The following is a 26,970-nucleotide window of genomic DNA, read 5'->3' on the forward strand; positions in this document are numbered from 1 at the left end:
GGGAAGATGAGGATTAAAATTATAATTAGAAGTGCTTAAATTAGGTGGAATTACGTTTTACAGCAAGGTTTAAACGATAAATAGCAAATTTATGAGGTTAACAAAAATTTAAAGCTTATTTAACGGTAGAAAAGTTGTTTTACAGAAACAGAAAAGCGCTCTTAGTCACTAAAAGAGCGCTTTTTATGCCATCAGGTTGTTGATAGTTAAGTCTGTTTTTTAATTTACTACCACGTTATCTCGCGGCAAAAACAAGTAATCCTGGAATAATAAAGAAGACACCAAATACATAACTAAGCGCTAGCGACTTATTTTTTGAACCAATCTCAGCTAATTTTTCAGCCGCATGGATGGGCAACTCTCTTAAAAACGGTAACCCAAAAATAATCAGTACAGCCAAGACATTGAATAATACATGCACTAAGGAAATAGTCAGTGCTACCAACGCGGTTGGGCCTGAAATCGCTGTAGCGGCAAGTAAAGCTGTTATGGTTGTGCCAATGTTGGCGCCAAGCGTAAATGGGTAAATTTGCTTAGTGGTGAACATGCCATTACCGGCTAATGGGATCATTAAACTTGTGGTGGTTGATGATGATTGCACCATGACAGTGACAACTGCACCAGAAGTTATTCCTGCAATCGGGCCGCGGCCAATCGCACGATGCAAAATCTCTTTTGCTCTACCAACCATAACTTGTTTTAGTATTTTTCCTAGGAAGGTAACAGATACTAAAATTAGGCCTATCCCTAAACACACTAACGCCATACCCAGTGTTTTACCTTCTAAGAAACCGAGCATACTTTTACCTAAATCAACACCTGGGCTGATCAAAGGTTTCATGAAGTTCATGCTTTTCATTGATAAATCGGCATCACCAAGGAAAAAATGCGCTAATGCACTGGCTAGTTTTTCAAGCAGACCAAAAGCAAGTTCTAGCGGAAGGAATATGATAACTGCAATCAAGTTAAAAAAATCGTGAACCGTTGAGGCACTGAACGCTCGTCTGAATTCTTCTTTATCACGAATGTGACCGAACGACACTATGGTATTGGTAATGGTAGTACCAATATTAGCACCCATAATCATTGGAATCGCTATATTTAAAGGTAAACCGCCAGCAACGAGGCCAACAATAACAGATGTGACCGTAGAAGAGGATTGAACTAATGCGGTTGCAAGGGCGCCCATCAATAAGGCTACAAACGGGTTGGTGGCAAACTCAAAAATTTCTTTAGCGCCTTCACTTCCACCAGAAAAAAGTTTAAAGCCACTGCTTACAGTGCCGACGGCAACAAGCATCAAGTAAACAAAAAAAGCGACGCTAAACCAGTTGAACATTTTTTTAGCTAAATTCGGTTGTGTTTGCATAATTAATTCTCAGCAAAAGGGAGTCAGCTCCGCTTTTGGCTTAACAAATGAGTTTGCATCCCGCAAAATTTGAATTGAGTCAGCAACACCCATCTGCTGACCTTGGCTGCGGCGCATTAAACAGTAAGTTTGTTACAGTTATATTTCAATTAAGGAGTGCTAAATTAAAGTTCACATTAAAATAACTTAAATCAATTAAAATCATGTGGTTAGTTTGGCTTTTATTGATTGTTAACGTGAGTTTTTATTTTCCATCACGTATTTTGAGTACTCGAGTTTAGTAAAATTTAGGTGATTGTGCGTTTTGATAATGCTCTTGAACCATCAAGATAAAACACAATGAAGTATGAAAGTGCTAAAGAGAAATGAGTGCATAAGAGTAAAAATGTAGAAACTCCACTTAAGCCATAACGGCATTAAGTGGAGCTAATTGATTACGCAAATTGTTTTTGATTTGTTAGTTTGGCATTTTCTACTTTTAATTGCTCAGCTAATGCCGTTGCTGCTTTTAATTCATCTTCTAATTGACGTGCTTTATTTGCTGAATGCTCTGCGCTTTTTGTTAAGCGTTCAAACGTGGTTGCAGAGTTTTGTTTGATAAAATCAAGCTGCTCTGACAAGCGCTTGTTTTCAGAGATCGCTTTTTTAGCATCGGTTTGTTCGTTAATTAAACTACTTTCGAGTAGCTTGATTTTCGCTAACGCTTGTTCAGAATTAGTTGTTAAGCGTTCAATTGTTGAAGTTGAACTATTTTTAATGAAATTCATCTGTTTAGATAGCTGGATATTTTCATTGCGTAATTCAGTCATCATTTGTTGTGATGAAAGGACTTGCTCTTTCGCTTTTTCAACTTCTGTTTTTTGATTATTAAATGTTTGCTGTTGGCTATCGTTAACGCGATTGGCTTCTTGCATTTTTTGCGTTAAATCGTTGATAGTCGCTTGTGCTGCAGCTAACGCTTGTTTGAGTTGTTTGTTCGCTGAGCTGGCATCATTGAGTTCTGTTAGTTTGTCGCTCGTCGAAGCTTGGTGCTCAGACAATTGTGCTTGTAATGTTTTAAGCTCTTGCTGTGCACTGTTGGTTTGCGCTCTCAGTTGTTCGATTAAATGCTCTTTTTCATTTAATGTCGCATTGAGTGTTTCAACTTGTGCATTGGCTCTGGCGGTAGCATTGCTAATAGCAGAGTCACGATCATCAACTAAGGATTTTATTTTTTCGTTGCTGTCGGTTGCCAGTGACGCTAACTTTTCTTCAAAGTCATGTTTGAGATTTTTGATCTGTTCATCACTTTGCTGTTGTGTATTGCTTAATATTTTTTGGTGTTTTGCAGTAAGTTCACTCACCGTATTGTCGTTTGACTGAGTGAGTTCACTGATGTGTTTGGAGTAATTTTCTTTTAACTCATTAATGGTTTGATTTCGATTATCAGTTAACTCACTGATAAGCTCTTCATAACCTTTTTTAAGTTCCGAAAGTTCTAATGCGGTAGAGTTGGTTAAGTCAGCAATTTTTTGTTCGTAACCATTTTTGAGCTCTGCAATGTTATTTTGAGAGTCATGATTAAGCCCGAGAATTTGTTTTTCGTAATGGCTTTTTAATTCACTAATTTGCTGTTGATATTTGTCTTCAATGGCATGTAATTGAGTATCAAATTGATGTCTGTCGTCTTTGACTTGCTCACTGAGTACTTTAACCGATTGGCGTAATTCAACTAACTCAGTTTCTGCTTTGCCTAAACTCGCTAATGAGAGTGCTTCTACTTCGAGAGCTTGCTCAAGTTGTAAGTCTTGATTATGCGTGAGGGCTTGAGAATACCGGGTCATTTCCGCTTTGAATGCGGTTAAAAATGTGTCGCTCATGCCAACAGGCTCAGCATTGGCTTTGGTATGCTCAAGTAACTCATTGCGCCACTGCTGGTAATAGCTCAGAATTTTCGCTTGTGGTCCAGTCGATTGCGCTAATATTTTTGCTGCAGTGACTTTTTTACCTGCAATCAGCAGCTCGTCACATATTTTTTTGATGTCTTGGTAATTTGTTGTCATTTATATCCTCTACGCTAGTAGATGCTTTACCATTATCAGGAAATGTTTTGTCTCTTGTTCACTTTTAATTCAATTTTATTTTTGCATGTTAAAAGAGAAACTAGTTGGGTCTAAGAGTCTTACTTTTGCTATGAGCTTGGGCGAAAACTACTAATGTAAGGTATTAGTTTTCAACGGGATGCTCTTTATTTTCGACCACATCTAATTATGGTTAACTTACTTTATATTGGGGTACGGATCAAGCTGTTACATCATGTAAGTGTGTATATTGGGGAAAACAAAATAGGTGACGCTCAGTAGAGTAAAAATTGCTTAATAACTTGGGAGTGATGTAGTTAAATAGTGGGTTCGCTATACGCATGGCTATTTGGTTAACTTATACCAATCACGATAAGTAAGTGATCAAAAATAGCGTAGGAAAAATGCTTGAGAACAAGGCAGATTTTTTCGATAAGTAGTTAACCTGAGCTCTGGATAATAAATTTATCTCCAGCGGTTACTTTCAACGCTAACGGCGTTGAATTTACTTACAATAGGCCTGCTATTGACGCGTAAATTCGCCTTGTTATCCTTAAAAGTTTCCGGCTACAGACTTGAAAAACATCTACCAATTCAATATCAATACGTTAGTAAATCTCTTAACCAAAGCTCAGGTTAGTTATTCTACAATCAAAAAATTTAACTAAGTTATCGAGTGTTTTAACAAGCTAGGGTGATCAGTTATTTATTACGATTGGTATTAAATAGCAGCTATTAAATTATCAACCTATTTTAGTTTAAGGAACAAAGAAAAAAACGCACCGAAGTGCGTTTTTAAAAGGTTGACTACATGACTCGCATGCCGGGCACTGAGCCATCATCTGGATTGAGAATATAAATTTCTTTACCGCCCGGGCCAGCTGCTAGCACCATACCTTCAGACATACCAAAACGCATTTTACGCGGTTTTAAGTTAGCTACCATGACAGTTAATTTACCTTCAAGATCTTCGGGCTGATAAGCTGACTTGATACCTGCAAAAACTTGACGTGTTTCGCCGCCTAAATCAAGGGTCAATTTAAGCAGTTTTTCTGCTCCTTCAACGTGTTCTGCTTTAGCAATTTTAGCAACGCGTAAGTCAACTTTGGCAAAATCATCAAATTCGATTTCAGCGGCAATCGGTTCTTTGGCTAATGGGCTGTTAGGGTCAATTTTAGGTGTTGCCACAAGGCTTTCTTTAGAATCATCAAGCATGGCATTCACTTTATCCATTTCGACACGTTGCATTAATGCCTTAAACGGGTTGATTTTGTGGCCTGTTAGTACAGTTTGAGCACTTTCCCATGCTAAATCAGTATTTAAGAACGCTTCAACGTCGGATGCCATTTTTGGTAATACTGGCTTTAAATAAACCATTAATAAACGGAACATATTCAAACCTTGCGTACATACTTGATGTGCAAGTTCTTGTTTCGTGTCGTCTTTGATTAAAACCCAAGGCGCTTGTGCATCAATAAATTGATTGGCTTTATCAGCTAAAGCCATGATTTCACGGATCGCGCGGCTGTAATCGCGACCTTCAAAATGGTTGGCGATGCTGTCTGATGCAGTTTGAAATTCGCTAATTAGTGCAGGGTCTAAAATTACATCACTTAACGTACCATCAAACTTTTTGGTGATAAAGCTGGCACAACGGCTGGCAATATTCACTACTTTACCAACTAAATCGGCATTCACGCGCTGGGCAAAATCTTCTAGATTCAAGTCTAAGTCGGTGATCCCTGAGTTTAATTTAGCTGCAAAATAGTAGCGTAGGTATTCAGGGTTAAGATGATCTAAATAAGTACGAGCTTTGATGAAGGTCCCTTTAGATTTTGACATTTTAGCGCCATTAACCGTAACAAAACCATGAGCAAATACATTGGTTGGTTTACGGAAGTTTGCCCCTTCAAGCATGGCAGGCCAAAACAGGCTGTGGAAATAAATAATGTCTTTACCGATAAAGTGATAAAGCTCTGCATCTGAGTCGGTTGCCCAAAACTCATCAAAGTTTAGGCCTGTTTTATCACATAAGTTTTTAAAGCTCGCCATGTAACCGATTGGCGCATCAAGCCAAACGTAAAAATATTTACCCGGTGCATTTGGAATTTCAAAACCAAAATATGGTGCATCGCGGCTGATGTCCCATTGCTGCAGGCCATCGGCAAACCATTCTTCTAACTTATTGGCCATTTCACTTTGAATTGAACCAGAGTGAAGCCATGTTTTTAACATGCTTTCAAATGCGGGTAAATCGAAGAAAAAATGTTCAGAATCTTTTAGTACAGGTGTTGCCCCACTCATAACAGAGCGAGGATTCTTTAATTCAGTTGGGCTATAGGTTGCACCGCAGACATCACAGCTATCACCATTTTGGTCAACTGCATCACAACTTGGGCAAGTACCTGTCACAAAACGATCAGGTAAGAAAATGCCTTTTTCAGGGTCAAATAGTTGTGAGATGGTGCGTTTCTTTATGTAGCCTTTGTCGTTTAGGCGATTGTAAATAAGTTCGCTCAGCACTTTATTTTCTGGTGAGTGTGTGCTGTGGTAGTTATCAAATTTAATATTAAAGTCTGCAAAGTCACGTTGTCTTTCAACGCTGACATTAGCCACCATTTCTTCAGGTGTAATGCCTTGCTTTTGAGCGTTGAGCATTATAGGTGTACCGTGTGCATCATCAGCACAGACGTAATAAGCTTGGTGTCCGCGAAGTTTTTGAAAGCGAGCCCAAATATCGGTTTGAATATATTCTAATAAATGGCCTAAGTGAGTTGGGCCGTTAGCATAAGGCAATGCGCTAGTGATGAGAATTTTTCTCTGTGCCATAAGTGTTGTTACCGTGTTCCAAGCTGCAATTTGCAACAATAATAGTGTTAATTCGCGTTAATTAATATCAATAATAAACAAGTTTAAAGCCTCAACAAAGGGCTTAAACTGCAAATTGATGGATTTGACTGGTTTTAATGGGGCGAATGTTACATAATTCCGCAGCATTTTTCATTATCGAAACCTGAATTTCTTCTCATGTTTGCTTTAAATTCATTATTCAATCAAGACAAAAAACGAAATCTTCAATTAGTTGAAGTATTGTCACAATATCGTTCTACCGTTTTTCCGGTTGGGGTTATGGATTGTGCCAAAGTATCGAGTTCTTCTTGGCAAAAAAACACACTGACATTTACTTTATCGGTCGGCTTTGCTGCGTCTGGTGAACAAGCGCTGATAAGTGAATTTGTAAAAGAACGACTAGCCCTCGATGATGTGACGTTGAAAATGACCTGCCATATCCAAAGTACCGCTAAGTTTGCTCAAATAAAGCATATTATTTTGGTGGCTTCTGGTAAAGGTGGGGTAGGTAAGTCGACCACTGCGGTTAATTTAGCGGCTGCTTTTACTTTAGAAGGCGCTAAGGTTGGCATTTTAGATGCCGACATTTATGGCCCATCAATTCCTATGTTACTTGGGTTGGCAGATCAAAAACCAGTAGCCAAAGATGACAAAACATTACTTCCCTTACAAGTGCATAATTTAAAAGCACAATCAATAGGTTTTTTAGTGCCAAATGAGCAAGCGATGGTATGGCGAGGACCAATGGCTTCACAAGCTCTGACTCAATTATTGAACGAAACAGATTGGGGTGATTTAGATTATTTAGTGGTGGATATGCCACCTGGTACCGGCGATATTCAGCTTACAATGAGCCAAAAAGTACCAACAAGTGGTGCTGTAATTGTGACAACGCCACAAGATTTGGCACTTGCTGATGCGCAAAAAGGTATTGCGATGTTTGAAAAAGTGAATATTCCTATCATCGGTTTGATTGAGAATATGAGTGCATTTATTTGTGGTCACTGTGGAGAAACAAGTCATGTATTTGGTCATGATGGCGGCAAAGAGCTTGCCCATCGTTATGGTGTACCATTATTAGCCCAAATACCATTACATCTTGGCATTAGAGAGACCTCGGAACAAGGCCAATCAATTTGTTTTGTTGGGCAAAGCCCTATTAAACAGCACTATTGTGACGCTGCGCGAGCAGTTGCTAGTCAGCTTTATTATCAAAATGCCAGTCACAGTCAATTAGAAATAGTCATTACGGATGATTAAGTAAATGAGATTATCAGATAGAGATATTAAGCAGTATTTAGCAGAAGAAAAGATCCGCATTAGCCCAGCCCCTACTGATGAAATGATTTCGGGTGTTACTGTTGATTTAAGATTAGGCAATAAATTTAGAGTGTTTCAAGAACATGCAGCACCTTATATCGATTTAAGTGGACCTAAAGAGCAGCTCAATCTTGCGATGGAATCCATTATGACCGATGAAATCGTGTTAAAAGGGAATGAAGCTTTCTTTCTTCACCCAGGTGAGCTTGCTTTAGCTATTACTCATGAATCGGTAACTTTGCCGGCTGATATTGTCGGTTGGCTCGATGGTCGCTCATCTTTAGCGCGTTTGGGGCTAATGGTGCATGTGACGGCTCATCGAATCGACCCGGGTTGGTCGGGTAATATTGTATTAGAATTTTATAATTCAGGTAAGTTGCCATTGGCACTGCGTCCGTTAATGAAGATTGGCGCATTGAGCTTTGAAACCATGTCAAGTCCTGCAGATAATCCTTATAACGTTAGGGTTGATGCAAAATACAAAGGGCAAGATGGAGCTGTTGCAAGTCGCATTAGTGATGATAAAAATATCTAATTAAGGCACTTCGGTGCCTTTTTACTCACTACTATTATATCTACTCTTATATTATGCAGTGATAATTAAATTAGTAAATCGGGACAAGGTTTCACTAATTTTGATACAAAAATGGCATTATTAATGAAATCCCCCATACTCAATATTGTTTGTTGTCTGGGAGATAATGATGATTGGTCAAGGACGATTATTAGCATTTATACTTTTTTTATGTGGCTGTTTTTGCAAAAACTCTGTGAGTGCTTTTGAATTATCTATAGCAAATGGCCAGTTAGTAAACGATGAAATTACCGTCTTTCATGATGCTCAGAGCCAACTTTCGATTAATCAACTTATTCAACAACCAGACCTTCCTTTTGAGCCTATTAAAGCTATTGCACAAGTCAATAATACCCAATCGTTATGGTTAAAACTGACCTTAACGAATCGAACTTTTGATTTACAAAATTTTATCATTCACCTTGATAACCCATCATTGGCGTTAGTCGATTTTTATTTAGTCAAAGATAAGCAACTGATTGATAGCGCTACTTTAGGCCGACACAAATATATTTCACCAAGCACCAGTAAAGCATTCCCTCATCTAGCCTCAAGTTTACCTGCAAACAATAGCGCTACATTATTTATACGAGTTAAAAGTGATGGTTTACCGCACGTGCCTGTTTATGTGCATTCAACGTCAAGTTTCAGTCAAACAATGAATTATGAGTTTTCAATATGGGGTGTTTATATTGGGATCATACTTTTAATGTTGTTTTATAACGCAGCATTGTTTATGTACAGCGGCAGCTACACTTATATGTTTCACAGTGGTTTTCTCTTCTTTGCGTTGTTGGTTACAGGGTTGAGCCATGGCTACATTTATTTTATTTTCTCAGATACCTTGATTGCGTATCTGGTAGGGCGAGATGTCAGTTTTAAGTTTTTAATGACAGGTTTTGCAATTTTATTCGCAGTGGATTTTTTAAAGTCTAGTTTACAGTCAAGAACACGCAGCGTTTTAGTTGGTCGTTACTTTTCCTACGGCTGTTTTTTACTTGCGATAGTGTGTCTTTTCTTACCTGAAGGGCTTAACAATCAATTAATAACAATTGTTCAGATTGTGTTTTATGGTCTGATGACTTGGATATTAATGAATGGTTATATAAATAAGGAACGCTGGAGTAAAACATTTATTATTAGCTGGATACCTATTTATTATGCAAGTTTAATTGTCCCACTTAATTACTATGGTTATTTATCATACAACCATTTTGCGACCAATTATTTTATGCTTGCTGTGGTGTTGCAAGTTGCATTAGTTACGCTTGCTCACGCTGAGCGTTATCGAGTCAAAGAAGCGAAACACCAGTATATGTCTACTCACGATCCTGTTTGTGGCTTACCTAACTATATTGTTTTACATAAAGCGTTAGAGCAACGCAAAAAAGGCAATCACGCTCATACGTTATTATTTTTTAAACCGTATACATACGCTACGACACGCGCTAATTTTGGTATTGTGCATGCGAATGACTATCTTATTGAGCTGTGTTTTCAGCTTAACGCTAAACTTGATGGCCTTAATATGTATCCGTTTGAAAAGTCTACTAAGGGGTTGCCAGTTTTTATTTGTCGTTTTAATGATGATACCTTTGCAGTGTTGATTAATGCTGATGTCGAAACAGCGTTGATAAAACAATATGTCTCTAATATCAAGGCAACGTTAGAGCAAGGAATTTATCTTGATGGCACGTATTTGGTTGGACAAGTCGACATTGGCATTGCCAGTTTTCCAGTTCACGCATCCAGTGCCGATTTATTAATACAGCGGGCATTACAATCTTTGCAACTTGCAGCGGCTGAAGTTGATCATTGGTATCTTTATCAAAAAAATACTGATGTACTAATGCGAAATCGTCTGAAATTAGCCGCTGACTTACATCAGGCGATAGCAAACAATGAATTTGCTTTGTATCACCAACCCCAAATTGATTTACGCACCAACGCTATTTATGGCAGTGAAGCTTTGATCCGTTGGAACCACCCTGAACTTGGTTTTATTCCACCAGATGATTTTATTCCTGTGGCTGAATCGGCTGGTCTTATTAACGAAATAACCGAGTGGGTTGTTGAGCAAGCATTACTGCATCATAAACATATTCTCTCGACATTACCGAGTCATAAAATATCAATCAACATATCGGCCCGAGATCTCAATAAAAGAGAATTGCCAGTGCAGCTATTAACTTTGATCACCGAGTTAAATATCAAGCCCTCTTCAATTGTTATTGAATTAACAGAATCAGCAACGGTAAAAGACAATACAGAAGCCAAAAATATTTTAGATGATTTTAAAGAAATGGGGATTAAGGTTGCGATAGATGATTATGGGACAGGTTACTCATCACTTGCATATTTAAGTCAATTAGGATTTCACGAAATAAAAATTGATAAACAGTTTGTCTTTAATTTAGAAAGTAACCGTCGTCACCAGACTATTTGTAAAACAACGATAGAAATGGCTAAAAACCTAGATGCCTATGTGGTGGCCGAAGGTGTTGAGTCTGAGTTAGTTGCTACGATGCTACGTCAATATGGTTGCGAAATTGCTCAAGGATATTATTTTTCAAAACCCATGCCTTTTGCTGAATATTGTTTATGGTTAGAGCGTTACACCGAATCGGCTTAGCCTGTCGTTTCTAGCAGCTCACCCAACAACGAAAAATAATGATATAAACACGTACCATATTGCAGTTGGTGTTCATATTTTGGGTAGCCTCCTTGTAATGCGAGTTTGCTTTTTTTAGTGCCAGAAACAAGATATTCATTTTGTAACTCAGTTCGATTTTGTAGCCAAGATTCAAAAGCTCTCGCTGTCAGCTCTTCAGGTTGGCTAAAATAGTTTGTTTGAAACGTTTGATCTAATTCAATTGATTTTTTTACGTATTCGCTGCTTTGGCATAAATCCTCACTTAACAGTATGCTTTGATAAACATGGTCAAGTAGTTGATTTAGCGGATGTGCGGTTAAAGCGGGTTGATGCAGCCATTGCGAAGAGGCAAAATCCAAAGGTGTGCACGATGAAAATAAAAATGGGCAGATATAGTGGTCAAAGGCATGCCACCACTCATGGGCTAACGCCCCAGCCCCAGCATTTTTTGCCAAATGTAGGGTGCAAGACGCAAAGTTATAATGAGCCTGAACGCCTTTTCTGCCACCAGTGCCAAACGCCAAACTCAAATTTCCCCGTAGTCCAATCACAATAGGTGCGACGTTAAGTAATAATGCTAAATCTGACAAAGCATCAAAGATTAAATTGGCGGCTAATTTTTTTTCGGTGCTATCGACCCATTGACCCAGAGTGATCCCTTTAAAGCCAAAAGTATTTTTTATGTCTTGAAAGCTTGCATCAAGGCCTTTACGGTGATCAGGTCCGATGCGGTAATAGTGTTTTTTAAGGCCTTGTTGTTGCATTTTAAGGTTCTAAATAATGCTGTTTAACCGACGCTGGCATGGCATTAAATTGTTGTTCCATCATCGCATCGAGTAATTGATATAAAGCACTGACATCACGTTGTTCAAGTTGTTTTAGACTATACGCAATTGCTTCAAGGGTAGATAAGCTATCTGTGCGAGGGGCTTTTCGAATGTGGTATTGCCCTTTAGGTAGGCTTTCAAATGAAATAAACTGATATCGTTTTAACCAAGGGTTAAGCTTTAGTAATTTATAGGTTTTTTTCCAAGTACCATCTAAAAATATTAAATTAATTTTATTTTTTTGAATGCCAGAGGTAACAAGCGACTCGACAAAAATATCTGAATCATCGGGGTAAACCACATAAGTGTGTTCAACTTCGAGTTGTTGTAATGGTACAAACTCATCGGGCTGTTCACCAACAAAAATATGAAGGTTGTTCAAACATAAGCTGGTTAAACGTACTGTATTTTTAGCCGCTTTGAGCTCGCTTGGGTGCTGCATGACAAACACAGAGGTAGTATTTTCAATGGGTGCGGCCCATTTGCAGACACATTGCAACTGAGGATAACAACACACAGTACATAACAAACGTGACATAAAACTTCGATTTAAAATAAAAGGGAATTATACGGTATTCTTTAAAAAAGATTCAAATACTTCACTTCGACTTGGCTTGGCAATCACATACCCTTGATACGCATCACATTTGTATTCTTGTAAATATTTAAGCATTGTTTGGTTTTCGATACCTTCTGCAAGTACATCAATTTTTAATGAACGTGCGGCGTCAATAATCCCGACAATAAGAGGCAGGCTTTCTGTGACATTATTGTGGAATAGTTGTTTATCAAGCTTTATCCGATGAATGGGGTGGTGATGCAAAATAGCCAATGAGGAAACACCTAAACCAAAATTATCAATTGCAATTTTAACCCCAAGGTCTTTTAACTCATTCATGATTTTAGTCGCTCGCTTGCTCGAAACGAGTAATGTAGCTTCTTTTATATCGAGCTCAAGCATTTTGGGTTCAAGATCGAAACGACTTAGCTCATTTTTAAGCATTTTTATCAAACTTGGATGATAAAAAAAGGATTGAGAAATATTAACGGCTAAGGTGACGGAATCATCAATGAGCTCTTTTTCTCGCCAGTTTTTACGTTGTCTGCATGCTTCATGAATGACCCAACGCTCAATTTGGGTAAAGCAGCCATCTTGCTCCATTAAGCTGATAAATTGTTTAGGTAGCATGGCTTTACCATTAAAGCGCCAACGCAACAGCGCTTCTATACTGACTAGCTCTTGATCATTGGTCGATAAACTGGGCTGAAAATAAAGCTCTAACTCTGAATAATCAAGGCCTTTTTCAAGTTGAACTTGTAAATTAGATTGTCTCTTTTGTTCATCGTTATGTTGGTAGATTTTAATTGAGCCACGTGTCATTTTTTTTGCCTGGTACATCGCGGCATCAGCGCGTTTGTATAACTCTTGTTTTTTGATTTCACCTTTGCAAATACACGCACCAATGCTTGCTTTTGGGTTAACGGCATGGCCATTGATTATGGTTGTCTTCTCAATTTGAATGATTAATTTTTTTAGCATATCTCGGCATTGTTCTTGGGAGTCTATTTTTTCAAAAATTACGCAAAATTCATCTCCACCTAACCGTGCCACGGTATCTGTTTTGCGGACCGCTTTAGTGATCCGATTGGCGAGTGTTTTTAAAAGTCGATCACCTGCTTGGTGGCCTAAAGAATCATTGAGTTGTTTAAATTCGTTTAAATCAAGTAAGACCATTGCCATTAATTGGTCATTGCGTTGGCTGCGGGCAAGTGCTTGTGAAATTCGATCGTCTAAAACTAAACGATTGGCTATACCTGTGAGTGGGTCTATTCGCGCAATTTCATTTAAATGATGCTGTTGTTTTTTTAGCTCAGTAATATCACGTAGTTGTGCAAGGTAAAATGATTTACTGGTTTGATTGATTTTACAAATGCAGATTTCAAAGTGTAGATTGGTTAATTGATCGCAATGTTTTAGTTCAAACCAGGTTTGTGGATTGTTAAGTCCAAGACGTGTTAGCGCATCATCCATTGAAAAATCGCGAAGATTCAGTTCAGGTAGTATTTCTGTAATATCGATTAAGGGTGAATTAAAAAGAGTTTTGACTTCCGCGTTGTAATCGAGCACAAGACCTTTTGCATCAAAAGTAAGTAATCCTTGCTGAATATGGTCAATCACATTGCGTAGTTTACTTTCTGAAGATTTAAGATTTTTTGTGATACTCAGTAAAGAATGTGTACGTTGAGATAATTGATCTGAACGAAAGATGCTTTGGGTAATGTCGTATATTTCAATTAGGCAATGTAAGTTACTTTGATAATAAAGCGGTTTGAATTGAATTTGTTGGGAAATCGGGCTGCATTTGTTGCTATCGAATAAAGGCAGTGAATATGTATCGTTCGGGGGGGTTAAAGTGATACATTCTTGTTTTCTTAGGCAATTTTCTAAAGTTTGGATAAAATGACAATCGGCATCTAGATTTAATGCATTTTTGATAGTCTCTCCAATTGATTGTATTGGATCAAGATTGGTGAGGCGTTCAAACCACGGATTAATGTAAATAATTTCACAGTCTTCATTTACGAGTAACATACCGTGTTGGGTATGTGTTAGTAATGTGTCTAAAAGAGGTGTTGAATTCATCCTTGAATAGCCCGTTTTTATATTTTTATTTTTGTAAAAGAATATTATAGTTAGGTTTAAGTTAGATTCAAATTTCTGATTTATAAAAGTAAAGATTAAAATATTAGGGTTTTACTCTATCCTTGATTAAACTTTTAATTCTACTAACGTGAAATGGACGATTAAAATGCACGATGTTGTGATTGATGAAACTGCACTTGCGAGTATGCAGTCGTTATTAGGCGAACACTTTGAAAGTACTTTATTGTTTTGCCACAGTGAGTTTGAGAGGCTTCACCAAGAGCTTAGTGAGCATTTTGATACTGATCTTGAAACTGCGGTGCGTAATGCTCACAGTTTAAAATCAAACGCAGCACAATTTGGAGCAGTTTCTTTAGCTGAAATTGCTAAACAAATAGAACATTTATTAGGCGATAATCAGTCAAGTCAAGCACGGGTTTATCTTGAGCAATTGGCGCCGCATATTTTAAGTACAAAAGAAAAAATGACTTCTTGGCTTATCGCTCAATAAAGTTGAATTTAATTCAGTTTTACCCCCTTCTTATAACGAGTTAGATGCGATAGTCTTAGCCTAATTCAATAGGGGTGGATTATGCCGATAATAAAAAAAAGTAACAAATTAGAGGGGGTATGTTACGACATACGTGGCCCCGTTTTAAAGCAAGCTCGTCGCATGGAAGACGAAGGACATAAGGTCCTAAAACTCAATATCGGTAACCCAGCAGCTTTCGGTTTTGATATGCCCGAAGATATGCACAAAGACATCATTCGCAATCTTTCTTCAGCTCAAGGTTATTGTGATGCTAAGGGTCTGTATTCTGCCCGCGTGGCAATCTATCAACATTATCAGCAAAAGAATTTTTATAATTTAGATGTTGATAATATTTATATTGGTAATGGGGTCAGTGAGTTAATTCAATTAAGTACTCAGGCGTTACTGAATGATGGTGATGAAGTCCTCATTCCTGCACCAGATTATCCTCTTTGGACTGCCGCGGTTCGTTTAGCCAGTGGTACGCCTGTTCATTATTTATGTGATGAGCAACAAGATTGGTTTCCCGATATCGGCGATATTCGCAGCAAAATCACAAGCAAAACAAAAGCCATTGTTTTAATCAACCCCAATAATCCAACCGGTGCTGTGTATGATCAAGCATTGATCCAAGATTTGATAGGCTTGGCACGAGAGCATAAATTACTCATTTTCTCTGATGAAATTTATGACAAAATTTTATATGACGGCGTGAGTTTTACCTCAGTGGGCACCTTGTGTGATGATTTACCCATCATTACGTTTAATGGGTTAGCCAAAACTTACCGTGCAGCAGGTTTGCGCATGGGCTGGATGGTGCTTAGCGGCAAGCTCTCATCAATGCACGACTATATTCAAGGTTTGGATATGCTTGCCTCAATGCGTTTGTGTGCCAATGTACCTGCGCAATATGCAATTCAACAAGCGTTGGGGGGCGTTCAATCAATTGATGATTTAATTAAGCCGACAGGGCGCTTGTATCAGCAACGTGATATTGTTTTTCAAGGATTAAATGCAATAGAGGGTATTTCATGTGTTAAACCCAAAGGCGCATTATACGCATTTGCGAAATTTGATCGCGCCAAGTTTAATGTTCACGATGATGAGAAATTAATTTACGATTTATTAATGCAAGAAAAGATTTTATTGGTGCATGGGCGCGCGTTTAATTGGCCTGAACCAGATCATTTCCGATTGGTGTTTTTACCGCATCAAGATCAACTTAAACCTGCCCTTGCCCAAATGGCGCGCTTTTTTGAGCATTACAAACAAGAAAGCTAACGTTATATCTAAATTAATTCGAGTAGCAGATAGGCGTTAAGTCAGTGGATCCCCAATCATATAAGTTCACTTTATGGTTGGGGTGAACACACGTCGTTAACACCGCTGAGCTTCAAGTCGAAAGTCGAGATTTTTCAGTATTATTAATGCATCAAGGCTGGCAAATATTAGTAATAAATTGTTGGTAAATATCAGGTAAATGAGTAACTAATGTTTCTTTACCCTCAACATCAGTGCTGTTTATTTGTGAAGTCAGAATGGCTAAATTATACGCTTGCTCCATTTTGAGGCTTTGCGAACGGTGGCTTATGTGCCAAGGTTCAGCCGCGACCCCACCTTGATACCGAGCATAAGGACGAAAAAAGCCAAAATCAGTTAAGTGGTCATCAAGCCAGCAATTAAATTCATAAAATGGTCCGTGCTCTTGGTATTCATTTTGCTCAAGCTTAAGTTGGTAATCGAGTGCCACAGCGTTTGCGTCAAACACATCAAGATCGGTTCCCCAATGGTGGCGACTGGCGCCTGGCAACGCTGAAAAACGTAAAATCGCGTAGCACAGATCACGCTTTGACAACGTACTAATGTCGATCGGTTTTTCATCGGCATCTAACACGGGTCGAAGCCCTAAAAATTTATTATTCCAAATAAGCCGTTGGCGTTCAAAATCACGAAAACTCGACGCTATTTTTAAATCAAACCCCGCTTTTTTTGCGCCATCACAAAGTCGCTGAAAATCATGGTGTATAGTAGGGTGAATGAAATGTTGACCAAATGGCGCTAAATGTGCGCGACTTTGTCCTAGTAGCTCAGAAGTTAAGATCACACCAAGACTTCTCGTAAAATGTGATAATAAATATCGGTTAATTTTTCAAGGTCTTCAATGCTGACACATTCATTCACTTTATGAATGGTTGCATTGCAAGGGCCTAATTCAACCACTTGTGCGCCAGTTTGGGCAATAAAACGGCCATCTGATGTGCCGCCGGTTGTTTCTAATGAAGTTTCAATGTGTTGTACTTGTTTAATTGCTTTAACGGTCGCTTCAACTAATGAGCCTTCGGCTGTTAAAAAAGGTAAACCATTTATAATCCAGCTAATATCATAATCAAAACCGTAATGATCTAAAATAGACACTACCCGAGCTTGTAATTGCTCGACAGTGACTTCTGTACTAAAGCGAAAATTAAACTGAGCATCAAGCTCTCCAGGGATCACATTACCTGCGCCTGTACCTGATTGAATATTTGAAATTTGAAAACTAGTTGCAGGGAAAAATTCATTACCCTGATCCCACACGGTTTGGCTCAGCTCTGTCAGTGCAGGGCTTACTAAATGAATAGGGTTTTTAGCCAGTTGAGGGTAGGCCACATGACCTTGGATCCCTTTGACTTTGACAAAGCCAGTTAATGAGCCGCGGCGGCCATTTTTAACGACATCACCTACTTGGTGCGTAGAGGATGGTTCACCCACCAAACACATCTCAATTTTTTCGTTGCGAGCCTCGAGGACATCAATCACTCGTGTAGTACCATTAATGAAAGGACCTTCTTCATCAGAGGTAATTAAAAATGCGATGGATCCTTTATGGTTGGGGTGGTCAGTAACAAAGCGTTCGGTTGCAACAACCATTGCAGCTAACGAGCCTTTCATATCAGCTGCACCGCGGCCATGAAGATAGCCATCTTGTACAGTGGCTGCAAATGGGTCTAAATGCCACGCATTGATAGGGCCTGTGGGTACAACATCGGTATGACCAGCAAAACAAAATAGCGGAGAGTTCTGGCCTTTGCGTGCCCACATATTTTGCGTATCTACAAAAAAGAGTTCTTCAATTGAAAACCCTACTTTTGTTAATCGCTCTGCCATTAATGCTTGGCAGCCTTCATCTTTAGGTGTAACGGATGGACGCTGAATGAGTGCTTGTGCTAGTGTAATAACGTCTGATTGGCTCATGCAAAAATCTCTTGGTAGTGTTCAGCTTTAAAGCCGAGGTGATAAGCCGAATTATGAGCTAGTAATGGTCTTTTTATCATTGCAGGGTGAGCGATGAGCAATGCTAAAGCCGATTCTCGAGTTAAATTGTCTTGTTGTTCTTTGGGCAGTTGGCGAAATGTAGTGCCACGTTTATTGACTAAAGCTTGCCAGCCAAGTGCCGCTTCAAAAATAGCTAATTGTTCAAGGGTGAGCCCTTGTTTTCGATAATCATGAAATTCAAATGCAATATTATGACTTTCTAGCCACTTTTTTGCTTTTTTGATCGTGTCACAATTGGGGATCCCATACATTATGGTCATAAAATGTCCTAAATTTGGTTAACGTTTGCTGCGTGCAGTGATATGAAACAAGATGTCTTGCGGCGCGCGAGCGTGTTGTAGACTAAAATAAATGCCGCCAAGCTTATCATGATTTAATACGGTTATTGCAGCGAAAATAGGTTGTGGAAGATGGCGTAAATCAGCATAAAAAAGAGGGTCTTGAGCTTTAAACGTTTGGCCTTCTTGCACATAAAAACGTAATCCAGGTAGTGGGAGATAATGCTTTGAAATATCTATTGCTACCATCATTTTTATTCCTTGGCGAGATGTTAAAATAATCTCTGTCCCACCTGCTCTTACCTGCTCTATAGTACCATCAAAAGGTGCATAAATTTTGTGACCTGTCAGTATCATCGCTAATCCACAGCCCATGATACCGTGAGAAAAAAGAGGGTCCGGATGGGATATTAGCGGTTGTATTTTGCCTGAGCATGGACTGAATATGGGCAGACCAATACCCGTTAATTGATTTTGATTCGCACAGATCACTTGGCGGTGGATTGTATTCATGAAACGTTTGTTACCAGATACCCATTTTTTCGCAAGCTGTTTATGGCAGCAGTAATGTCTTTTTGCTTGACTAAAACATAATCGGTATCGAAGGTTGATATTGCAAAAATAGAGATTTTTTCGTTCGCAAGTACACCCGAAATATTTGATAGAATACCAGTCAAAGAAAACCCTAACGGGCCTAATACTTCTAAAGCAGCCCAACCTGTTTCGCACTCGTTACTGTTGAGTTTGATTGAGTCAGGGCAAACAATCGATAGTTCATCATAGGTTTTAGCAATAAAAAACACCTTGGCTTGATACACTTCATTCGGAATGGGAACTGAGGGATCAAAGCTATGGATTGTGAAGGTTTCATTCATCAATTCGAGCGTTTGTTTTGACATAGTACTTCCTTGCGTGACGGCTTATCTTATTGTGCGATGATCTGCCCAAGGGTGCAAGTGAGATAGGGTAAAAAGTAAATTAATTCCAATAAAAGTCAAACGCTTGTTCAGCATGATAAGTGCTTTTTAAAATGAAGGTGGCAAGTGGATAAAGGCATTAACAATGATTTTTTATGTTCTATAAACACACGGCTAAAAATAATTGGGTTGTATTTATATTCATTATTGTCCACAAAAACTGTGGATAAACTTGTTAGTTACTCATTATTAAATAATTAACTTATTGATTTTAATTGCTTTACGTCTATGGCGCAAATTTTGATTAGTTGCCTTGTAAACACCTTGGAGCAAAGTGGTAAAACCACTGTGCTCCAATTAAGTCAAGAGATTTTAAGATTAACTGACTTGAGTTGCTTGAATTGCGGTGAGGGCAATTGTGTAGACGATATCATCGACTAATGCACCGCGGCTTAGGTCGTTCACCGGTTTTCTCATGCCTTGCAACATTGGTCCAATACTAATGAGTTTGGCACTTCGTTGCACGGCTTTGTAGGTGGTATTACCGGTATTCAGATCAGGAAAAATAAATACCGTGGCTTTACCGGCTACTAAGCTATTAGGCGCTTTTTTAAGTGCAACACTTTCCATGATTGCAGCATCATATTGTAGTGGACCATCAATGACTAAATCAGGGCGTTTTGCTTGAGCAAGCTCGGTGGCGAGGCGTACTTTTTCAACATCGGCCCCCACACCTGAAGTACCTGTACTATAAGAAATCATGGCTACTTTTGCATCTATACCAAATGCGATTGCAGAATCAGCTGATTGAATTGCGATATCAGCTAATTGCTCGGCTGTAGGGTCAGGGTTAATAGCACAATCGCCATACACTAACACTTGATCAGGTAGCAGCATAAAAAATATCGACGAAACTAAAGATGATCCTGGGGCTGTTTTAACGAGTTGAAGTGGCGGGCGAATGGTATTAGCTGTGGTATTGACCGCACCTGAAACTAACCCATCAACTTGGTTTTGTGCCAGCATCATGGTTGCTAATACGGTATTGTCGAGTAATTGCTCTTGGGCAATAACCTCGGTCATTCCTTTATTTTTACGCAGTTCAACTAATGGCGCTACATAATTTTCGCGTACATCAACAGGGTCGATAATCGTCACAGCATCATTTAGTTGTACGCCTTGTTGTGCTGCAATACGTAAAATTTCTTCGCGATCGCCCAGTAACACTGTTTTAGCAATGCCTCGTTCGCCACAAATAGCTGCCGCTTTAATGGTACGAGGTTCCGTACCTTCGGGTAACACAATGATTTTATTAGCAAGGCGTGCCTTAGTTGTTAATAGATGCCTAAACGCAGGTGGTGACATTTTACGTGTTTTTTCAACACCTTTGGTTAAACTGTGCAGCCAATCGGGGTCAATGCTGGCAGCATTATGATCTTTAACGCGCTCGATACGCTGTTCATCATCAATGGGTACTTCCATATTAAAATTATGCAGCAGTAAAGATGTGCGCCATGTATCAGCTTGGGTTGATAAAATGGGTAAACCGGTTGCCATCGCTTGTTCGCATAATTTCATGATTCTATCTTCAGGCTTAAAACCACCCGTTAATAAAATAGCACCAATTTTAGTGCCGTTCATTGCAGATAAACACGCAGCTACTAAAACATCAGAACGATCGCCTGGGGTCACTAACAATACACCTGGCGTAAAATGACATAAAATATTTGAAACTGTACGGGCACAAAAAGTAACGCTGCGCAGGCGACGATGAGCTAAATCGCCTTCATTGAGAATTTCTGCTTTTAAATATCGAGCCAAATCTGAAACGCGTGGCGCAACGAGCTCAAAATCCCAAGGTACTGATCCTAGTAATTTAAAGGGGTGTTTTCTAAAAAGTGGCATTGCGGCAAGGCGATTTTGCTCAGCTTCAAGCTTATCGGGATCGAATTGATCGGCAAGATCAGCTCGTGCACGTCCTTCTTCATCAAGAGGAGCATTTACTTTATTAAAGATACAACCAAGCACTCGCTCGTTTTCAACGCCACCATAAAAACTAGCGGCAATTTCTAAACGGTGCTCAATTTGATCTAGCGGGTCGTTACCCGGTGTGAGGACAAACACAATCTCAGCGCCAAGAGCTTGAGCAATTTCACGATTTAGTCGCCCAGCATAAGGTTGTTTTCGCGTTGGCACCATCCCTTCTATGATGGCAACTTCACCATCGCTGACACTTTCTTCAAAACGGCTGATCACTTCTTCAAGTAAAATGTCGCCCTTACCATCACCAATCATTTGCTCAGCATACATGAGCTCAATTGGCATGGGCGGTTTGATATTAGAGCCTAACTTAACTATTTCGGTTGATTTTTCAGGCCCGCTATCACCTAATCTAGGCTGTGCAATCGGTTTAAAAAAGTTAACTCGAACAGCCTTTTGCTCAAGCGCACGAACAATACCCACAGAGACAGAGGTTAAGCCCACGCCGGTCGATACAGGAATAAGCATGATGCGGTGAGACATTAATTGGCTTCCTTAATTAATTGAGCGGCGTCTTGGGCAATGACTAACTCTTCATTAGTTGGGATCACGAGGGCGCATGGACCTGAATTAGTGGTGATGACGCCACTGTTACCAAAACGAGCGGCTAAATTGGATTCATTATCAAGGCTAAAGCCAAAAAAGCTCAGGAGGTGTAATACTTTTTCACGAATCAGCGAAGAGTTTTCACCAATACCACCGGTAAAAATAATCGCATCGAGTTTTCCAAGAGGCACAATATACGCAGCAATTTGTTTTGCTAGGCGATAACAAAAGACATCTAATGCTAAAGTAGCTTGATGATTGCCAGCAAAATGTGCTTCTTCTAAAGTTCGACAGTCATTCGATAATTGGCTTAATCCTAACAAACCACTTTCTTTATTAAGTATGGTATCAATCGTGACGGCGCTATAGCCAAGTTGTTGGGTTAAAAAGCTAAATAAGCCAGGGTCGATATCACCACTTCGAGTGCCCATGACTACGCCTTCAAGGGGGGTTAAGCCCATACTAGTATCGACACTCTTACCTTGTTTAATGGCACATACTGAGCAGCCATTACCTAAATGCGCACTAATTAAATAACTCTCTGCGAAAGGTTTATTAAGCATGAGCGCTGCTTGCTGCGCGACATAAAAATGGCTGGTGCCATGAAAGCCGTATCGTCTAACGCCTTCCTTTTCGTAAAGAGAATAAGGTAATGCATATAAGTAAGCTGTTTGCGGCATTGTTTGATGAAAAGCGGTATCAAAAACAGCAATTTGCGGTAAATTTGCAAATGCAAGTTGTGCAGCTTCAATGCCAATGAGGTTGGCTGGATTATGCAATGGAGCTAAATTAGCTGTTTGTGCGATCACCTTTTTAATTGTTGCATCGATGATCACTGAGCGTGTGAAGTGCTCTCCACCATGAACAACACGATGGCCAACGGCAATCAATTGTTGTACTAAATTATTGTCTTTAATAACATCAACAAGCGCCGCAATGGCGAGTTGATGACAGGCTTTTGGCGCTAAATTGATCGTGGTTTTTACATCATTAAAACGATAGGTAAGACGGGCAGTATCACTGCCTAAACATTCGGCTAATCCACTTAGCACCATGGTACCAGTGTGGGGGGTTAAGATAGCAAACTTTAAGCTAGAGCTACCGCAATTTAAAACTAAAACATGTTGTTGAGACATAAAAGGCAATTCCACAATAATGGCGATAGGGGTTCAAATTGAACAAAAATAAACAATAGTGAACGGCATTTGCATGCAGGGTTTTCAGACTATGGTACACTAGAGTTATCCAGCAGTTAATTTTAACCTAACTTGGTTGATATGGTTAAATGTTTCAAGTCATTTAAGGGGTCCATATGCAAAAAAGTATCGTGGCGCAATTGAGTGATGGCCAGCAATATAGCAAAATTTGGCCAGATAATGTTGAACTCGCCCCAATTTTTCCCGAACGTCGAGTGATCAAGGCAACACAAATGGCATTAAAAGTTATGCCAATGCTGGCTGTACTGAGTATTTTTGTTCAAGTTCAACTTTTAGGGACTCAATATTTACCGCAAGCACTGACTTTTGCTTTATTTTTACTCTCAATGCCAGTACAAGGCTTGTATTGGTTAGGTAAACGAGCGAATACCACATTACCGCCTTCATTGGCATCTTGGTATCGTGAGTTGCAATCAAAAATGCAAGAAAATGGCTATCAGCCAAGTGTCAGCCGCGCTCAGCCACGTTTTTATGAATTAGCCCATTTGTTAAAAGATATGTTTGAAAAAATGGATAAAGCCTTTACCAAAGAAATTTTTTAACCTCTTTGGATTTACTCATCGTGTCATAATAAAAAACTCAGCCTTGGCTGAGTTTTTTATTTGCAAGGTAGTCTTGTAGCGCAATAATATTATCTTTATCGACTTTAAAAGGTTGTTTTTCAAGTATTTGGCTATTGAGTAACCCCCTGTGTTGCAGCGCTGTTTGGTTATAAAATTGAGCTAATGCGTGATCTAATAAGCGTACCGCAGGATAAAAAGAGATGACAGCACCTGATTTGATATACGCTTTTTGGCTTTGATTTAAAATAAACGTCAGTTCAAGTTTTTGATCTTTTGATAATATTTCTTTTTCAGAAAACTCAAGCATTTGTGTTAATTGGTAATTAGCTTCATGCAGAGTTACTTCAATTTCACTGTTTTGTGCACAAGTATATGAAATTGTTAATGCTTGGCGGGTAATCGAATTACGAAATACCTCATGCCCTTCATCTGTTAAAATGTTCTCATATAAAATTAGCCACCATAATTCTTGCTGCCAATTTTTGATGAGTTGCTCCGCTAAACTGCGTGTGGTGAGTGCACCATTGATGGTTAAAAAAAGGACATACTGGCTTTTTGGTTCAATCGCAATGACAGTGTGGTGCGTAAAATTAGAACAGTGTGGTACTAATTCACAATGCCAAATAAATTCAGTTTGGCTCAGTGTTTGCGGCAATTGAGCTTCAATAATAAAGGGTTCTCTGACACTTAAATTATTGCCAGAGAACCAGTTTTGTAAATTATCACAGGGTGAAATAATGTATTGCACAACTGGGCTCCAAAAAGAATGCGTTGTTAAAGCATTTCATTTTAGAGCAGGCTCTGTGATGCGCTATTACAGTGTATTACACTCGGTAAAACATTCAGGCTTTTTTGTGTGGTTGTTAAAATAGCTTCTATTAGGCATTCACTTCGATGGAGATAACGTCCTGAGTGCATCTTTCAAATCGCGTAAGATAGAATTCTAATTTAACAGATATTTCACTGCACGCTCTTAGAGAATCCCAATGCTCAGGGCGAAATTTCCATGCAAACGGTGTCATCATAATTAAGTGGCAGGCAAGCTCTGATGGCAGTAATACTTGATTACTTAACACTTGTTGTGACACCTGTTTAAATCCGACTGGACACGGCACAGGTGTGTGCTCTTCAACGTCGCGATAAATAATTTCTTTTAGTTCTTTTAGGTGCCAAGGCCCAGGGCTTGCGACTAATAAAAAGCCATTAGTCTGAGTCGACTCTGCATCGGCTAAATGCGCTAAACGTGCCAATTCATTATCAAATAAGGGAGCAAATACACTGACTAATGCATCGGCTTGGCCTGTTGCAAAAGGCGTTTGTGCAATGGAGGCGACGCTAAAATGGCAATCGGGGTAGCGTTTTGCAGCGTATTTAACCGCAGGTTTTGAAATGTCAACGCCATAAACTTGGCAATCAGGCGCAGCGGCTTTTAATGCATGGGTATAAAACCCTTCGCCACAGCCTAAATCAATCACACAACTACCGGCAGGTAACTCAGTTAAATGAGCTGCAATGGCTTGTTGTAAAAACCCGTAATGATTACTCGCTAAAAATGCGCGGCGCGCTTGCACCATTTCAAGGTTATCACCTGGGTCTTTTGATTTTTTAAACTGAACCGGCAGTAGGTTTACATAACCTTCTTTTGCAAAATCAAAACTGTGATTTGCAGTGCAGCGCAAGGTTTTATCGGTTAATGCCAATGGTTGCTGACAAATAGGGCAAAGATAGGCCAAAGTCATTGTGATAAATAATCCTTATCGTAAAAGGTTTTAACCCAGTGCGGGCGATAAATAATAAGTAACGTTATTACCATGCCATTGATAGTCGCTTCTGGAAACCAAATTAAAGCCGCTAAAATGGTGTAGTTATCGTAAATTTGTTGCCAAGAATACGCTTCTTGCCAGTATAACAGGCCTGACATCAAGCCAATATGCAATACAGCACTTAAAGCCGCACATAAAAAGCCGCAGACAAAAATATACACAAATACATGCCGAGTAAGGTATTGATAACTGGCTAAAAAAATAAAATAACTTACTGTTATGGGTAACAAAGCGTTTGAAAGGGCAACAAGCCCCAATTGTTCTAACGTGAGTTCGCTAAAAATAAGCAACAACAGCAAAGCAAGTGACGCTATCAGCGTGGCAAAACGCCAACCAAAAATCAGCGTAATGGCCGTCATGCCTAATATATGCACCGTAAGATTGGGTAAAATACCAGCTTTAATCGACCAAAGACCAGCAAGCACTAAACTTGCCGCTAAAGAGCTTTGTTGTAATTGGCTATTTTTCAGTAAACTCATAATGAGCGTGCGATCGCACGCTTTTATCAGCACAGCAATAAAACACAATAAACTACTGACTTGTAGAAACGACCAGCTTTGCATTTATTTGGGTTCCTTTGCTAATTTAATACGCCTTAGTTAAAGCTTGCCCAAATAGGGGCATGATCAGATGGTTTATCGATAGCGCGTAATTCGTAATCAATCCCTGCGTCATCACAACGAGCAGCAAGTGAGGCTGTAGCTAAAATAACATCAATACGTAAACCACGATTATCATCAAACCCTTTTGAGCGATAATCAAACCACGAGAAACGCTCGTTAGTCTCTGGGTGAATTTGTCTAAATGTATCGGTAAAACCCCAAGCCATTAAATCCGCAAGCCACTGACGCTCAATCGGTTGAAATGAACATTTTCCAGTTTTAAGCCAACGTTTTGCATTAACTTCACCAATGCCGATATCTTTATCTAATGGAGAAATATTAATATCGCCCATCACAACTAACTGACTTGCAGGGTCTTGGCTTGCTAAGTAAGTCATTAGGTCTTTATAAAACTGTGCTTTATATGGGAATTTCGTTTCGTGATGAATGCTATCGCCTTGTGGAAAGTAGCCATTCATAATTTTAACTGGTTGCCCTTGCTCATCTTCAATCGTCACAGTGATCATGCGGCGTTGGGCTTCATCGGTGTCGGTTGGAAAGCCTTTTTCAACACTTAACGGCTCTTTTTTACACAACATCGCCACGCCATAGTGGGCTTTTTGACCATGAAAATAAACGTGGTACCCCATGGCCTCAACATCCGCTAACGGAAAGGCTTCATCGTGTACTTTTATTTCTTGTAAACCAATTACATCAGGCTGGTGCTTTTCAATTAACGCTTGTAACTGGTGTAAACGGGCGCGCAGGCCATTTATATTAAATGAAATGATTTTCATGTTTTAATCCAAGCTAAAAAGGTGGGTAAACGCGGACCATTTA

The 26,970-nt window shown here is 39.3% G+C and carries 23 protein-coding genes; 6 read left to right on the plus strand and 17 right to left on the minus strand.

Annotated elements, in window-relative coordinates:
• Positions 1-235: 235 nt before the first annotated feature.
• The 3 genes from AC3KZC_RS07385 to metG form a co-directional block, all read right to left on the minus strand.
• On the minus strand, positions 236-1,369 hold the full coding sequence (locus AC3KZC_RS07385; protein ID WP_490576834.1) for a Na/Pi symporter: 1,134 nt from the start codon (positions 1,367-1,369) through the stop codon (positions 236-238).
• Positions 1,370-1,803: 434 nt separating this feature from the next.
• Positions 1,804-3,411 (minus strand): DNA-binding protein, encoded by a 1,608-nt coding sequence (locus AC3KZC_RS07390; RefSeq protein ID WP_490576835.1) that lies wholly within the window; start codon positions 3,409-3,411, stop codon positions 1,804-1,806.
• 825 nt (positions 3,412-4,236) lie between these two features.
• Positions 4,237-6,258: a methionine--tRNA ligase gene (gene metG / locus AC3KZC_RS07395; protein ID WP_490576836.1), complete on the minus strand. Its 2,022-nt coding sequence runs from the start codon at positions 6,256-6,258 to the stop codon at positions 4,237-4,239.
• 198 nt (positions 6,259-6,456) lie between these two features.
• Here metG and apbC point away from each other — a divergent pair, with 198 nt between their 5' ends.
• The 3 genes from apbC (at position 6,457) to AC3KZC_RS07410 (ending at position 10,805) form a co-directional block, all read left to right on the plus strand.
• Positions 6,457-7,539, plus strand: a complete 1,083-nt coding sequence (gene apbC, locus AC3KZC_RS07400; protein WP_490576837.1) for an iron-sulfur cluster carrier protein ApbC — start codon at positions 6,457-6,459, stop codon at positions 7,537-7,539.
• 4 nt (positions 7,540-7,543) lie between these two features.
• Positions 7,544-8,134, plus strand: coding sequence for a dCTP deaminase (gene dcd, locus AC3KZC_RS07405; protein ID WP_490576838.1), 591 nt, complete (start codon positions 7,544-7,546; stop codon positions 8,132-8,134).
• A gap of 166 nt (positions 8,135-8,300) precedes the next feature.
• Entirely contained in the window at positions 8,301-10,805 is a 2,505-nt protein-coding gene (locus AC3KZC_RS07410) for an EAL domain-containing protein (RefSeq protein WP_490576839.1), read from the plus strand.
• Here AC3KZC_RS07410 and AC3KZC_RS07415 read toward each other — a convergent pair.
• The 3 genes from AC3KZC_RS07415 to AC3KZC_RS07425 are packed head-to-tail and all read right to left on the minus strand — an operon-like array spanning position 10,802 to position 14,297.
• Positions 10,802-11,590 (minus strand): CLCA_X family protein, encoded by a 789-nt coding sequence (locus tag AC3KZC_RS07415; RefSeq protein ID WP_490576840.1) that lies wholly within the window; start codon positions 11,588-11,590, stop codon positions 10,802-10,804. The two genes, AC3KZC_RS07410 and AC3KZC_RS07415, sit on opposite strands and share 4 nt — an antisense overlap.
• A gap of 1 nt (position 11,591) precedes the next feature.
• Positions 11,592-12,191 (minus strand): tRNA-uridine aminocarboxypropyltransferase, encoded by a 600-nt coding sequence (locus AC3KZC_RS07420; RefSeq protein ID WP_490576841.1) that lies wholly within the window; start codon positions 12,189-12,191, stop codon positions 11,592-11,594.
• 27 nt (positions 12,192-12,218) lie between these two features.
• Positions 12,219-14,297: an EAL domain-containing protein gene (locus AC3KZC_RS07425; protein WP_490576842.1), complete on the minus strand. Its 2,079-nt coding sequence runs from the start codon at positions 14,295-14,297 to the stop codon at positions 12,219-12,221.
• 166 nt (positions 14,298-14,463) lie between these two features.
• On the opposite strand from AC3KZC_RS07425, the gene AC3KZC_RS07430 reads away from it, so the two are divergent.
• Together AC3KZC_RS07430 and AC3KZC_RS07435 are read left to right on the plus strand one after the other, a co-directional pair.
• Entirely contained in the window at positions 14,464-14,808 is a 345-nt protein-coding gene (locus AC3KZC_RS07430) for an Hpt domain-containing protein (RefSeq protein ID WP_490576843.1), read from the plus strand.
• 81 nt (positions 14,809-14,889) lie between these two features.
• The gene (locus tag AC3KZC_RS07435) at positions 14,890-16,110 is read left to right on the plus strand and encodes a pyridoxal phosphate-dependent aminotransferase (protein ID WP_490576844.1); all 1,221 of its coding nucleotides are present in this window, start codon (positions 14,890-14,892) and stop codon (positions 16,108-16,110) included.
• 151 nt (positions 16,111-16,261) lie between these two features.
• Here the strand turns inward: AC3KZC_RS07435 and AC3KZC_RS07440 are convergent, their stop codons facing one another.
• From AC3KZC_RS07440 to AC3KZC_RS07470, 7 genes are all read right to left on the minus strand, one after another.
• Positions 16,262-16,933, minus strand: coding sequence for a M15 family metallopeptidase (locus AC3KZC_RS07440; protein WP_490576845.1), 672 nt, complete (start codon positions 16,931-16,933; stop codon positions 16,262-16,264).
• A complete protein-coding gene (gene dapE, locus AC3KZC_RS07445) occupies positions 16,930-18,063 on the minus strand; it encodes a succinyl-diaminopimelate desuccinylase (RefSeq protein WP_490576846.1) in 1,134 nt (377 codons plus the stop codon). Before dapE ends, AC3KZC_RS07440 begins: the two co-directional genes overlap by 4 nt.
• Positions 18,060-18,404 (minus strand): ArsC family reductase, encoded by a 345-nt coding sequence (locus AC3KZC_RS07450; RefSeq protein WP_490576847.1) that lies wholly within the window; start codon positions 18,402-18,404, stop codon positions 18,060-18,062. The genes dapE and AC3KZC_RS07450 overlap by 4 nt, the downstream gene beginning before the upstream one ends.
• A gap of 18 nt (positions 18,405-18,422) precedes the next feature.
• On the minus strand, positions 18,423-18,935 hold the full coding sequence (locus AC3KZC_RS07455; protein ID WP_490576848.1) for a PTS glucose transporter subunit IIA: 513 nt from the start codon (positions 18,933-18,935) through the stop codon (positions 18,423-18,425).
• The gene (locus tag AC3KZC_RS07460) at positions 18,932-19,321 is read right to left on the minus strand and encodes an ACT domain-containing protein (protein ID WP_490576849.1); all 390 of its coding nucleotides are present in this window, start codon (positions 19,319-19,321) and stop codon (positions 18,932-18,934) included. Before AC3KZC_RS07460 ends, AC3KZC_RS07455 begins: the two co-directional genes overlap by 4 nt.
• A gap of 396 nt (positions 19,322-19,717) precedes the next feature.
• Complete coding sequence (gene pta, locus AC3KZC_RS07465) at positions 19,718-21,862, minus strand: phosphate acetyltransferase (protein WP_490576850.1); 2,145 nt, start codon at positions 21,860-21,862, stop codon at positions 19,718-19,720.
• Positions 21,862-23,061, minus strand: coding sequence for an acetate kinase (locus tag AC3KZC_RS07470; protein ID WP_490576851.1), 1,200 nt, complete (start codon positions 23,059-23,061; stop codon positions 21,862-21,864). Before AC3KZC_RS07470 ends, pta begins: the two co-directional genes overlap by 1 nt.
• A 176-nt stretch (positions 23,062-23,237) precedes the next feature.
• Here AC3KZC_RS07470 and yfbV point away from each other — a divergent pair, with 176 nt between their 5' ends.
• Positions 23,238-23,684 (plus strand): terminus macrodomain insulation protein YfbV, encoded by a 447-nt coding sequence (gene yfbV, locus AC3KZC_RS07475; RefSeq protein WP_490576852.1) that lies wholly within the window; start codon positions 23,238-23,240, stop codon positions 23,682-23,684.
• 37 nt (positions 23,685-23,721) lie between these two features.
• On the opposite strand, the gene AC3KZC_RS07480 is transcribed toward yfbV, so the two are convergent.
• From AC3KZC_RS07480 to xthA, 4 genes are all read right to left on the minus strand, one after another.
• A complete protein-coding gene (locus AC3KZC_RS07480) occupies positions 23,722-24,453 on the minus strand; it encodes a hypothetical protein (RefSeq protein WP_490576853.1) in 732 nt (243 codons plus the stop codon).
• Between the two features lie 130 nt (positions 24,454-24,583).
• Positions 24,584-25,444, minus strand: coding sequence for a putative RNA methyltransferase (locus AC3KZC_RS07485; RefSeq protein ID WP_490576854.1), 861 nt, complete (start codon positions 25,442-25,444; stop codon positions 24,584-24,586).
• Positions 25,441-26,091: an energy-coupling factor ABC transporter permease gene (locus AC3KZC_RS07490; RefSeq protein WP_490576855.1), complete on the minus strand. Its 651-nt coding sequence runs from the start codon at positions 26,089-26,091 to the stop codon at positions 25,441-25,443. The genes AC3KZC_RS07485 and AC3KZC_RS07490 overlap by 4 nt, the downstream gene beginning before the upstream one ends.
• Positions 26,092-26,123: 32 nt before the next feature.
• Entirely contained in the window at positions 26,124-26,927 is an 804-nt protein-coding gene (gene xthA, locus AC3KZC_RS07495; RefSeq protein ID WP_490576856.1) for an exodeoxyribonuclease III, read from the minus strand.
• Positions 26,928-26,970 lie beyond the last annotated feature (43 nt).

This window comes from Pseudoalteromonas sp. J2K-J031, assembly GCF_058197095.2.

What these genes read in the sequence shown, in the direction of transcription:
- AC3KZC_RS07385 (WP_490576834.1), bottom strand. Translation starts at nt 1,369, where the DNA reads ATGCAAACACAACCGAATTTAGCTAAAAAAATGTTCAACTGGTTTAGC.
- AC3KZC_RS07390 (WP_490576835.1), bottom strand. Translation starts at nt 3,411, where the DNA reads ATGACAACAAATTACCAAGACATCAAAAAAATATGTGACGAGCTGCTG.
- metG (WP_490576836.1), bottom strand. Translation starts at nt 6,258, where the DNA reads ATGGCACAGAGAAAAATTCTCATCACTAGCGCATTGCCTTATGCTAAC.
- apbC (WP_490576837.1), top strand. Translation starts at nt 6,457, where the DNA reads ATGTTTGCTTTAAATTCATTATTCAATCAAGACAAAAAACGAAATCTT.
- dcd (WP_490576838.1), top strand. Translation starts at nt 7,544, where the DNA reads ATGAGATTATCAGATAGAGATATTAAGCAGTATTTAGCAGAAGAAAAG.
- AC3KZC_RS07410 (WP_490576839.1), top strand. Translation starts at nt 8,301, where the DNA reads ATGATGATTGGTCAAGGACGATTATTAGCATTTATACTTTTTTTATGT.
- AC3KZC_RS07415 (WP_490576840.1), bottom strand. Translation starts at nt 11,590, where the DNA reads ATGCAACAACAAGGCCTTAAAAAACACTATTACCGCATCGGACCTGAT.
- AC3KZC_RS07420 (WP_490576841.1), bottom strand. Translation starts at nt 12,191, where the DNA reads ATGTCACGTTTGTTATGTACTGTGTGTTGTTATCCTCAGTTGCAATGT.
- AC3KZC_RS07425 (WP_490576842.1), bottom strand. Translation starts at nt 14,297, where the DNA reads ATGAATTCAACACCTCTTTTAGACACATTACTAACACATACCCAACAC.
- AC3KZC_RS07430 (WP_490576843.1), top strand. Translation starts at nt 14,464, where the DNA reads ATGCACGATGTTGTGATTGATGAAACTGCACTTGCGAGTATGCAGTCG.
- AC3KZC_RS07435 (WP_490576844.1), top strand. Translation starts at nt 14,890, where the DNA reads ATGCCGATAATAAAAAAAAGTAACAAATTAGAGGGGGTATGTTACGAC.
- dapE (WP_490576846.1), bottom strand. Translation starts at nt 18,063, where the DNA reads ATGAGCCAATCAGACGTTATTACACTAGCACAAGCACTCATTCAGCGT.
- AC3KZC_RS07450 (WP_490576847.1), bottom strand. Translation starts at nt 18,404, where the DNA reads ATGACCATAATGTATGGGATCCCCAATTGTGACACGATCAAAAAAGCA.
- AC3KZC_RS07455 (WP_490576848.1), bottom strand. Translation starts at nt 18,935, where the DNA reads ATGAATACAATCCACCGCCAAGTGATCTGTGCGAATCAAAATCAATTA.
- AC3KZC_RS07460 (WP_490576849.1), bottom strand. Translation starts at nt 19,321, where the DNA reads ATGTCAAAACAAACGCTCGAATTGATGAATGAAACCTTCACAATCCAT.
- pta (WP_490576850.1), bottom strand. Translation starts at nt 21,862, where the DNA reads ATGTCTCACCGCATCATGCTTATTCCTGTATCGACCGGCGTGGGCTTA.
- AC3KZC_RS07470 (WP_490576851.1), bottom strand. Translation starts at nt 23,061, where the DNA reads ATGTCTCAACAACATGTTTTAGTTTTAAATTGCGGTAGCTCTAGCTTA.
- yfbV (WP_490576852.1), top strand. Translation starts at nt 23,238, where the DNA reads ATGCAAAAAAGTATCGTGGCGCAATTGAGTGATGGCCAGCAATATAGC.
- AC3KZC_RS07485 (WP_490576854.1), bottom strand. Translation starts at nt 25,444, where the DNA reads ATGACTTTGGCCTATCTTTGCCCTATTTGTCAGCAACCATTGGCATTA.
- AC3KZC_RS07490 (WP_490576855.1), bottom strand. Translation starts at nt 26,091, where the DNA reads ATGCAAAGCTGGTCGTTTCTACAAGTCAGTAGTTTATTGTGTTTTATT.
- xthA (WP_490576856.1), bottom strand. Translation starts at nt 26,927, where the DNA reads ATGAAAATCATTTCATTTAATATAAATGGCCTGCGCGCCCGTTTACAC.